The organism is Clostridium sp. (assembly GCF_040797585.1).
Lineage (GTDB): Bacteria > Bacillota > Clostridia > Clostridiales > Clostridiaceae > Clostridium_Z.
In genome coordinates, this window is the sequence record NZ_JBFNEO010000090.1 from 1 (window position 1) to 10,813 (window position 10,813).

Here is a 10,813-nt window from a genome sequence, read left to right on the forward strand (position 1 = left end):
GTTTATATATGAAGTATTATCTTAAAGATTTATTTAATACATATAATTTATTATATAACTATTTTTACATATAGAAATCTTTATATATGTAAAAATAGTATTTATAAAATACAGATAGATGAGTTAGTTTAGATTCTTATTTATAGAACTCTAATATATATTATAAGAAGTTTATATTATTCAACTTCAAACATATGCTTCCAATACTTTTTAGGCATATAGGATTTTTGTAGACGTGGATTTTTCCTTTCCTTTATGGTGGTATGAGTAAAATATGTTTTAAAAAGCTCCTGAAAACCATCTAGAATTTCATCATTAAGTATTATAGAATCTGATAACTCCTCTATAATCCATTTTTTATCCTTATAGATTCCTAAAAGATTTCGTTTTAAATCATGTATTACGAAGGTCTCCATGGGTAGTCTATTTTTAAAGTGAGGCATAATTAATGATAAGATATTATTAGTTGGTTCTATAGCTCCATAGAGAGTTCCATTATTTAAGGAGGAAAATCTTACAAAACCTTTCATCTGGTGAGCTTCCAAGGTGACCCTTCTAACCTCTTTATTTATATCAATAACTATAGGATTATGAAGGTGAGATGTAACAAGAGATCCTACTTTAAATGCTAATTTTATATAGTTTAAGATTAGAGTATCAATATTGATATCTCCACTTAAATAAGCGTAATATACTGTATTTAGTATGCCTTTATTCAGTTTTGATATAATTCCATTTTCCACCTTTTTACTCTTCCATTCATCAGTTTCTATTTCTATTACTTCATAAAAAAGCTTAGGAGTAAAGTTACTTCTTTTAAAAATTTCCTTGGGCTTCTTTACGTTGTAATAACTGTCGTAAATACAGGTTAAAAGCCCATGAAAACTTCCATCATATATATAAACAATCATATTATAAATCTCCATGTAATCTAGAGTTTAAATCTCTTTTTATAAAATTTATAGGATTTGAGGGAAGGTCACTAAAAAAGGATAATTGCTTAGCTTTAACATCTTCTACAAGGTTTTTATTTTCTAATTTATTTCTGATATATAAGGGTTCAAAGGTACTATCACCAAAATATTTTCCTTTGCATGTTATAAAATATTTTGCTCTTTTAATAACTACTCCAAGTTTTTTTATATCCTCAAAGGATAAATAATGAACCCTTCTAGTAAGAATTATTCTTCTAGCACTTTTAAATCCTATACCAGGTATTCTTATTAAGGTTTCATAGGGGGCTTTATTTATTTCAATAGGGAAAACATCAAGATTATTTAAAGCCCAATTGGTTTTAGGATCTAGCTTAATATCAAAGTTAGGATTATTCTCATTTAAAAGTTCTTTAGCTTTGAAGCCATATAAACGTACAAGCCAATCACCTTGGTATAATCTGTGTTCTCTAAGAAGAGGTGGAGATAGCACCTTTGGAAGGTTATTAGAATTATTAACGGGTACATAGCCAGAATAGTAAACCCTTCTTAGTTTAAAAGTTTTATAAAGGTTTTCAGTAAGGGTCAAAATGTTAAAGTCACTTTCAGGAGAAGCACCTACAATAAGTTGAGTACTTTGACCACCAGGAGAGAAATAGGGGGTAGATTTAAATTTAAATTTATTTTCATCATGTTCAATTATTTTATTTTTTATGAGATTCATAGGCTTTAATATGGTATCTTTTTTCTTTTGAGGAGCTAAGAGTTTAAGACTATTAGAAGAGGGAAGTTCTATATTAACACTCATCCTATCAGCATAAAGTCCAGCTTCTTTTATTAAATTATCATCTGCTCCAGGAATTGCCTTTACATGAATATAGCCATTAAACTTATAGTCTCTTCTTAAAAGCTTTAAAGTTTTAACTAAAAGCTCCATAGTGTAGTTCGGATTTTTAAATATAGCAGAACTTAAAAATAAGCCCTCTATGTAGTTTCTTTTATAGAAATTTATGGTGAGATCTGCTATTTCATAAGGAGTGAAGGCAGCTCTCTCTATATCATTAGAGGATCTATTTATACAATATTTACAATCATATATGCAGTAATTAGTTAAGAGAATTTTTAAAAGAGATATACATCTTCCATCAGGGGTGAAGCTATGACATATACCAGAATTAGAGGCATTGCCTAGACCATTATTTAAATTTTTTCTTTTACTACCACTAGAGGAACAAGATGCATCATATTTAGCAGCTGAGGATAAGATAGCTAATTTTTCAATAAGATCCATAGTAATAACTCCTTATTAAAACAAAATATAATTATTAAAGTTCTTCCACCAGAAGGAAGATTAGTTCTATTAAATCAGTATACACGAATGTATGTTCGGTGTAAAGGGTATGTAGAAAAGAAAAAGGAAGAAAATATATAGGGGGATTTTCTTCCTTGGACTTATTATTTATATTAAAAAGTATTTATGGTCTTACTGTAGGCTATAAGAGTTTGTTTTCCTGTATTTTTCCAAGTTAGATTGCTATTTCTAACAATACCCCTTAAGATTAATTTTTCTCTAAGGGGTTTATCACTTAAAACTCTTAATACAGCATCTTTAAGCTCCGTTATATCATTGGGATTTATAAATAAGGCTGCATCTGATACTACCTCAGGTATAGAAGTTACATTAGAGCAAACTACAGGGGTACCACAGGCCATAGCCTCAAGGGGAGGAAGACCAAATCCTTCATAAAATGAAGGATATACAAAAACTTCACAGCTATTATAAAACAGTGGCATATCCTCGTTTATAATGAATCCAGGAAATATAACCTTATTTGATATCCTAAGTTCTTCACAACGCTTTTTATAAATATCATAGGATATACCTTTTTTTCCAAGGATTAATAACTTAAGATTTCTCTTAGTACTTTTTAATACCCCACTAAAGGCCTCTATAAGACCTATTATATTTTTTCTTGGACTAAATCCTCCCACATAAAGGATGAAATCATCCTTTATACCGTATTTTTTCTTTATGATATCTTTGCACATAAATTTATCCATAGGTCTATATCTAGCTTCACTAGCTAAAGGAGTTACAAAAATTTTATCTTGTGGAAAATTAAAGTGTGAGGAGATATCTTTTTTTGAAAATTGAGAAACAGTTATTATCCCCTGACATTTCTCTATTATTTTTGGCATTTTTTCATTAAACAACCTTAAATATTTTTCTCCTACCGTATTAGGAAGTTTTAATGGAATAATATCATGAAGAGTTATTATTAGTGGACAATTCATTTTTTCATCAATACCTATACCGTTTTGTGGAATATGATATAAGTCTAATGATTTTTCTAAAAGATTATTTGGAATATCTACACTATCCCAAAAACTTTCTTTTAGAATGGTATCTCCAGAGATGTTTTCAAAGTTATTCTTAAGGTTTAAGGATATATTGGAATCTTTTGGTGAGAAAATCATATAATTATTTATATCATCTATATCATTTAAAGTCTTAAGAAGCTCATAGGTGTAGGTACCTATGCCAGTACCCCTGTACCAAACAGCTGCTCTACCATCAATGCCTATTTTCATAAGTACAATCCTTTCTTCTTTGCTATATTCTATTATATTATTTCTAGGGAAAAAATGTTAATAATTAATAGTTAACATACATATAAATTATAAGGGAGGTGACCAATATGATGAGAGAATTTGAAATAGAAAGGCAATTTAACATAAAAATAGAAACCTTGAAGCCTAATAAGGGGATATATTACTTAAAAACAAATAAAGGTGAAAAGTGTTTGAAAAAGATAAATTATGGTCCTCAAAAACTACTGTTTGTATATGGGGCTAAGGAACATTTAATAAGTAATGGATATAAACGAGTGGATCAATATGATTTAAACATAAATGGAGAGCCCTTTGCACTAGTTAATGAGGATTTGTATACACTATCAGAGTGGATAGATGGAGAGGAGTGTAATTTTAAAAATATAGATGAGGTAGAGAAGGCAGCGAGAAATTTAGCAGAAATGCATTTGGCTTCAAAGGGGTATGAACCACCAGAGAATAGTAAACTTAAAAGTGATTTAGAAAGATGGCCTCATCTAATGGATAAAAGAATAAGAGCACTAGATAAAATGCTGGATATGTCAAGAAAAAGAAGGGAAAGAAGTGATTTTGACATATCGTATATAAAATCTTTAGAGTTTTATAAGGATCTTGGAAAGAGAGCAAGAAAGGTTATGGAAAATTCAAGCTATCTTGAGCTGTGCAAAGAAGCAGAAGAGGCTAAAAGCTTTTGTCACCATGACTACACTTATCATAACATTTTAATAGATAATAATGGACTTTATAATGTTATAGATTTTGATTATTGCAAAAGAGAAATAAGGGTTTATGATATATCTAATTTTATGATAAAAGTTTTAAAGAGAAATAATTGGGATATAGAGTTTGCAAAGAAGATTCTTGAAGGATATAATTCTGTTTCTACACTTGAGAAGAAAGAATATAAGGTATTATTTGCATTTTTACTTTTCCCTCAAAGGTACTGGAGGCTAGCTAATAGGTATTATTATAATGAGGTAAATTGGGCATACAATACTTTTTCTAATAAGATTAAAGAGCTTATAGATGAGCAGGATGATTATATTAAGTTTATTGAAGAATTTAGGGAGTATATTGAGGTAGTAGAATAGTATTTTAGTCATTTATTAGAGTGAAAAATAAGCTGAATTTTATTTTGTATATTAAAAATTATAAGTATATTATGGAGCAAGGTTATTAGTCATAACCTTGCTCCATAAATTTTTAAAAAGGATAAGAGGTTTAAGCCTTTTAGTTAAGGTGAATTACTATTGCTGCAATATATATATTTAAAATATTAAAGTATGTATGAATTTTTATAAGAGTATTTGTAGAAACTAAAAATCATAGATTAACTCTATAGTCTTGGTATTTGCTCTTAAAATCTAAATAAATTATAGATTTTTAATATATTTTAATTAAAAGGAGGATTATTATGAAAAGACTGTTTTCTATTCTTCAGAAAATAGGTAAGTCTTTAATGCTTCCTGTATCTGTTTTACCAGCAGCAGGACTTTTATTAAGACTTGGACAGCCAGATTTATTAAATATTCCTTTTATAGCAACGGCAGGAGATGTTATTTTTGCTAACCTTCCTATGATATTTGCTGTTGGTGTTGCTATAGGATTCTCAGGAGGGGAAGGAGTTGCAGCTCTTGCAGCTGTTGTTGGTGAGTACATATTAGAAGGAATAATAAAGCTTGCTGGAGATACAGCAGCTTTAAAGGCAGCAGAGGCAGCTGCTAGCGCTCAAGGAATGGCTCTTGATGCATTTAAGTTAACCAAAGACTATACTGATATAGTGGCAGCTAATAAAATCAATATGGGAGTTTTCGGAGGAATTATAATAGGTCTTACAGCAGCCATTTTATATAATAAATATCATAATATAAAACTTCCACAGGTTTTAGGATTCTTTGGAGGAAAAAGATTTATTCCTATAGTGACTTCTGTAGCAGCTTTAATAATAGCTTATATAGGGGTTAATGTATGGCCGATTCTTCAAGATGGAATAGATGTCTTTGCAAAATGGGCGAGTACATCAGTTTTTGGTCCAGCATTTTATGCCGCAGGAAAGAGATTATTAATACCAGTTGGATTACATCATATGTATTATCCACCGTTCTTATATCAATTTGGAGAATATGTTTCCAATGGTGTTTCCTATTATGGAGACTTTGCAAGATTCTTCCATGGAGATCCTACAGCAGGGGTGTTTATGGCATCAGAATATCCTATATTAATGTTTGGGCTTCCTGGAGCAGCTGTGGCTATGATACTTGCAGCTAAAAAAGAAAATAGAAAAGCAGTTTCAGGAATGCTTGTATCAGCAGCTTTTGTTGCTTTCTTAACAGGAATAACTGAACCTATAGAATTTTCATTTATATTCGTTGCACCAATGCTGTTTGTATTCCACGTATTAGCAGCTTTTGCTTCAGGAATAGTAACTAGTCTTTTAGGAATTAGATTAGGATATACTTTCTCAGCTTCATTTATAGATTATGTTCTTGGGTATAGCTTTGCAGGAAAGCCTCTTCTTATATGGCTTGTAGGTGCAGTATTTTTTGCACTATACTTTGTCGTATTCTACTTTGCAATAAGAGCTTTTGATTTTAAAACTCCAGGTAGAGAAGATGCAGAGGCAGAAGGAGGAGAGGAGTCTTCTATTAAAGATTTAAAGGGACTTGAAAAGTCAGCTAGAATCCTACACTCTATAGGTGGTAAGAACAATATTCAAGTTCTAGATGCTTGCATAACCCGATTAAGATTAACATTAGATGATCCCTCAGCTGTGGATAAGGGAGCTTTAAAGACCCTTGGAGCAGCTGGAGTTATGGAAGCAGGAAACAGTGTTCAAGTAATATTTGGAACAGAAGCTGAAAGGATAAAAGATGATATTAAAAAGCTTATGGCTAATGAAGATTTATTAAAAGAATCTTTAAAATTAAATGATGTAGATCCAGATAGAGATTTTAAAGAAGAAGTAGAAGAAAAAAATAAAGAGAATATTACTAATAATGGGGGATTTGAAGAGATTAATTCTCCTATAAATGGAGAGGTAGTAGATCTTAGTAAGGTTCCAGATTCAGTGTTCTCTCAAAAGCTTTTAGGTGATGGTTTTGCAGTGGATACTAGGGGATCAGAAATATTTGCTCCAGTAGATGGAGAAATATCAGTATTATTTCCAACAAAACATGCCATAGCTATAAATACTGAGAAAGGTCTAGAGTTACTAATTCATATAGGAATAGATACTGTAGAACTACAAGGTAATGGATTTACCTCTCATGTAAATGTTGGAGATAAGGTTAAAAAAGGTGATTTATTAGTAACTGTAGATAGGGAAGAAATACTATCAAAGGGTAAGAGTTTGATGACTCCAGTAATAATAACTAATATGGATAAGGTTGAAGGGTTAGATGTAAGCTTTGGGGAGCATAAAGCTTTAGATGATATAATGAAAGTAAAAATTAAATAAAAGTTTAAAGAAATAGATATAGTTTTTTAGCTATATCTATTTTTATTTAGAATTGTATAAAGTAATATTAAAAAAAGTTATTAATTAAGTTATATATTTATAATCTTTCACTAAGCAAGTCTAGTATTTATCTATTTAAACATATATAGTGTCATATTATTCCAGATAGCATATTATAAAATAGTAGCAATAATACTAAGGAGAAGCTAGGTGGAAATAGGAGATATTGTAGTTAGAAAGTCCTATAAAAAGGATATAGCTTTTAAAATAATAGATAAAAAACAAGGGGATGATGGAAAAACAATATATATATTAAAGGGTATGAATCTTAGGATAATAGCTGACTCCCCAGAAGAAGATTTAGAGGTAGTTAAAGAAGATTATAACGGAGAGAAGGATATAATTTTTAATAGGGCTGTAAAAGCTACTATTCAAAGTATTATGGATGAAAGACATGGGAAAAGTATTGAGGTTTTTACAAGAAAGCGGATTCAGAAATCCGGGAAGATAGTACAGAGTAAAGAGCTGACTTTTGGAAGACCAGGAAAAATACTGCATGTGGATGGAGATCCTACTTATCTTGAAAATTGTTTAAAGGTATATAAGCAACTTAATATAAATGCTGAAGGGTTTGCAGTTAGAGAAAAAGATCAACCTCTTAAGGTAGTTGAGCTTGTAAAAGAAGTAAAACCAGATATAGTAGTTTTAACAGGGCATGATGGGATGATAAAAGAAGCTCGTGATTATATGGATATCAATAATTATAGAACTTCAAAATACTTTGTAGACGCAGTAAGTGAATTACGTAATTATAATTCTAGTTATGATGAATTAGTTATATTTGCAGGGGCATGCCAGTCTTGTTATGAAAGTATACTAGATGCAGGTGCTAATTTTGCAAGTTCTCCAAGTAGAGTGCTAATACATTGTTTAGATCCTGTATTTATATGCGAGAAAATAGCTTATACAAATATTGAAAAAGTTGTACCTATCCATGAGATATTAGAAAATACTATTACAGGAATGAAGGGCATAGGAGGACTTCAAACAAGGGGAAAATATAGAGAGGGATTTCCAAAGTCACCTTATGCATAATATAATATCTAAGCTATAAAGTTAAATATTTTGCCATAAGGTAGAGTATTTAACTTTATTCATATAGGCAGTTAAAGTTAAGGTTTAAAAATATTCATATATGATAGATAAACCATATCGAAACTCAATCTTTGAAGATGCTTTAAGTAATGGTAGTCGGTGATTTAATTCTAACTATCATATGTTTTATCTATATATAACCATATAATAATATTATAGTTGACTTCTTAATTTACATAAAAGTATAAATTATACTTAAAAATTTTTCTAATAAGTGGGGAATATAAGGTGTTGCTAAATTAAAATGCTAAACTAAAAATAATATTTTAATTTTTATAGTTAAATTTGCTTAATTATATTATGGAAAAGTATAAAAATATGATAAAATTATGTGTAATTATTTTATCATATTTTAGGATTTAGTTAGAAAATCATAATATTATAACTAAGTAGTTAAGAATAGATAAATGAGTACGAAAAGTATACTAAATAGGTATAAAGATTTAGTAGAGAATATTTAATATAAGGAGAGAGCTTATGATAGAAAAATTAAAAAACATAAAGATAAGTACAAGCATAGTACTAATTAGTATATTTGCTTTAATGATTGGGTTATTAATAGCATACGAAGGCTACGATGGAATAGATAGTATTCAAGTGAATGTAGAAAGTATGAATGAGGAAAGTGTTAAACCTTTAGGGTTAGCAGCAGGAATTAGAGGTGAGTTTGCAAATATAAGAATAGAGGCAAATAAAGCTTTAGCAGAGTATGATAAAAAATATGATGAGACTATAAAAGAGCATAGAAAAAAGATAGATGTGTACATAAAGGAATACAATTCTATAAATCTAAATCAAGAAGAGAGAATTATGGTAGAGGGAGTTAAGAATGATTTAGATGAGTATATTAAATTATGGGATCAGATAAAAGTTAAATTAGAACGAGGAGAAAATGACTTTGAGGATTTAAAAGATAGTATTAATAATATAGGAGTAAGTTTAGAAGATAAACTTTTTAACTTAAAAGAATACTCCTTAAAAAAGGGAAATGATATATATTTAGAGAGTAAAAATATTTATGATAAAACTGTAAAAAACTTTTTAATTATAGCAGTAGTAAGTGTAATAATATTTGCTTCTTTAGCCTATGTGGTACAAATGCTTATAAAGAAATCTTCACAAAATATGGTATCAGATTTAAATAAATTGGCTACGGGAGATTTTACTTTAAGATTAGATAATCATAGTGATAACGAATTCGGGGTAATGCAAAGAAGTCTATCTAAAATGACTGAAGATGTAGCTTCTATATTTAAAGCAATACAAGAAGGTTCAGAAAATATAGATAGACAAGCTTATGGTTTATCAAAAGTATCAAAAGAGATGAATAATGCCTCTGAAAATATAGCTACAGCTATACAGGAAGTAGCTAAGGGGTCTAGTAATCAGAGTGAAGATTTAATGACTATATCTGAACTTTTGGAGGACTTTAGTATAAAACTAGACTATATAGCTAGTGGAGTAAAGTATATAGAAGAAAGTACAGAAAATATTGAGGGAATGGCTAAGTTAAGTAACTCTAATATGATGGAGCTTATAGATTCTATAAATAGGGTTAATATATCCTTTGGAAATGTTAGGGATGAAATTGAAGGGTTAGACTCTAATATAAATAAAATAAATGATATAACAGATATTATAAACAATATAGCTAATCAAACTAATCTCTTAGCATTAAATGCTTCTATTGAAGCAGCTAGGGCAGGGGAGAGAGGTAATGGATTTGCAGTGGTTGCTGATGAGATAAGAAAGCTTGCAGAGCAATGTAAGGTATCCTCAGAAAATATATATACTTTAATTGCGGAAACTGTAACAGTAAAAAATACTTTATTAAAGACTACTGAAGATATGAATGGAGAAGTTAATGGTGAAATAGAGAGAGTAAACGGAACAGTTAAATCTTTCGAGGATATACTAAATATGATTGAAGAGTTTTCAGGAAAAGTAAAAAATGTTAATGAGGCTACAACAGAGTTAAAGGATAAAAACATTACAATAGTTGAAAAAATTGAAGGAGTAGCATCTGTGTCTCAAGAAGTTACATCTTTAGCTGAAGAGGTATCTTCATCTTCAGAAGAGATGTATGCGTCCTCAGAAGAGGTTTATTCTTCAGCAGAGATTTTAACAACAGAGGTTAAATCTATGGATTCTAATATAAAGAGATTTAAATTTTAAATGATAAATATAGGATTATATAATTAATCAATAGGATTAAAAGGAACTTAATGTATGTTAAGTTCCTTTTAACTATATAATTTGTAAAAGAAAAATAGTCGAATAAATTATATATATTTTGACAATACTATTAAAGGATAGGAAAAAAATATATTGTTAACGGAAAATTAACGTTGACATCTATATTTATAACGTGGTAAAATATAAAGTTTATTTGACATATATGATATTTTCATATATAATATAAAGTGGAAAGAGGGTGTTAAAAATGGAAAAAAGTAGAACTCTTACTTCCATAAAGAGAGATATAGAAAGCCATGTAGGTGAAAGAGTAACCTTGAAGGCCAATGGAGGAAGAAGAAAGATTTTAGTTAATAGTGGAGTATTAGAAAAAACATATCCATCTATATTTATGATAAGATTGGATAATGACACCCAAAGGACAGTGACATATAGTTATTCAGATGTTTTAACAAAAACA

General features: G+C 29.4%; 8 protein-coding genes. 5 read left to right on the forward strand and 3 right to left on the reverse strand.

All coding sequences use genetic code 11. From position 1 onward, the window contains the following. Positions 1 to 176: 176 nt before the first annotated feature. From AB2369_RS07475 to AB2369_RS07485, 3 genes are all read right to left on the reverse strand, one after another. On the reverse strand, positions 177 to 911 hold the full coding sequence (locus tag AB2369_RS07475; RefSeq protein WP_367665856.1) for a TIGR03915 family putative DNA repair protein: 735 nt from the start codon (positions 909 to 911) through the stop codon (positions 177 to 179). A gap of 1 nt (position 912) precedes the next feature. After that, on the reverse strand, positions 913 to 2,223 hold the full coding sequence (locus AB2369_RS07480) for a putative DNA modification/repair radical SAM protein (RefSeq protein ID WP_367665857.1): 1,311 nt from the start codon (positions 2,221 to 2,223) through the stop codon (positions 913 to 915). 173 nt (positions 2,224 to 2,396) lie between these two features. Beyond that, entirely contained in the window at positions 2,397 to 3,524 is a 1,128-nt protein-coding gene (locus tag AB2369_RS07485; RefSeq protein ID WP_367665858.1) for a glycosyltransferase family 4 protein, read from the reverse strand. Between the two features lie 107 nt (positions 3,525 to 3,631). Here AB2369_RS07485 and AB2369_RS07490 point away from each other — a divergent pair, with 107 nt between their 5' ends. The 5 genes from AB2369_RS07490 to AB2369_RS07510 all read left to right on the forward strand — a co-directional run. Beyond that, a complete protein-coding gene (locus tag AB2369_RS07490) occupies positions 3,632 to 4,636 on the forward strand; it encodes a CotS family spore coat protein (RefSeq protein ID WP_367665859.1) in 1,005 nt (334 codons plus the stop codon). Positions 4,637 to 4,959: 323 nt separating this feature from the next. Beyond that, complete coding sequence (locus AB2369_RS07495) at positions 4,960 to 7,002, forward strand: glucose PTS transporter subunit IIA (protein ID WP_367665860.1); 2,043 nt, start codon at positions 4,960 to 4,962, stop codon at positions 7,000 to 7,002. Positions 7,003 to 7,212: 210 nt separating this feature from the next. After that, positions 7,213 to 8,097 (forward strand): sporulation peptidase YabG, encoded by an 885-nt coding sequence (gene yabG, locus AB2369_RS07500; RefSeq protein WP_367665861.1) that lies wholly within the window; start codon positions 7,213 to 7,215, stop codon positions 8,095 to 8,097. A gap of 537 nt (positions 8,098 to 8,634) precedes the next feature. Beyond that, positions 8,635 to 10,332 (forward strand): methyl-accepting chemotaxis protein, encoded by a 1,698-nt coding sequence (locus AB2369_RS07505; RefSeq protein WP_367665862.1) that lies wholly within the window; start codon positions 8,635 to 8,637, stop codon positions 10,330 to 10,332. Positions 10,333 to 10,600: 268 nt separating this feature from the next. Continuing rightward, positions 10,601 to 10,813, forward strand: a 213-nt coding sequence (locus AB2369_RS07510; RefSeq protein WP_367665863.1) for a Veg family protein, incomplete at its 3' end; no start/stop codon positions are given.

What these genes read in the sequence shown, in the direction of transcription:
- AB2369_RS07475 (WP_367665856.1), bottom strand. Translation starts at nt 911, where the DNA reads ATGATTGTTTATATATATGATGGAAGTTTTCATGGGCTTTTAACCTGT.
- AB2369_RS07495 (WP_367665860.1), top strand. Translation starts at nt 4,960, where the DNA reads ATGAAAAGACTGTTTTCTATTCTTCAGAAAATAGGTAAGTCTTTAATG.
- AB2369_RS07485 (WP_367665858.1), bottom strand. Translation starts at nt 3,524, where the DNA reads ATGAAAATAGGCATTGATGGTAGAGCAGCTGTTTGGTACAGGGGTACT.
- AB2369_RS07490 (WP_367665859.1), top strand. Translation starts at nt 3,632, where the DNA reads ATGATGAGAGAATTTGAAATAGAAAGGCAATTTAACATAAAAATAGAA.
- AB2369_RS07480 (WP_367665857.1), bottom strand. Translation starts at nt 2,223, where the DNA reads ATGGATCTTATTGAAAAATTAGCTATCTTATCCTCAGCTGCTAAATAT.
- AB2369_RS07505 (WP_367665862.1), top strand. Translation starts at nt 8,635, where the DNA reads ATGATAGAAAAATTAAAAAACATAAAGATAAGTACAAGCATAGTACTA.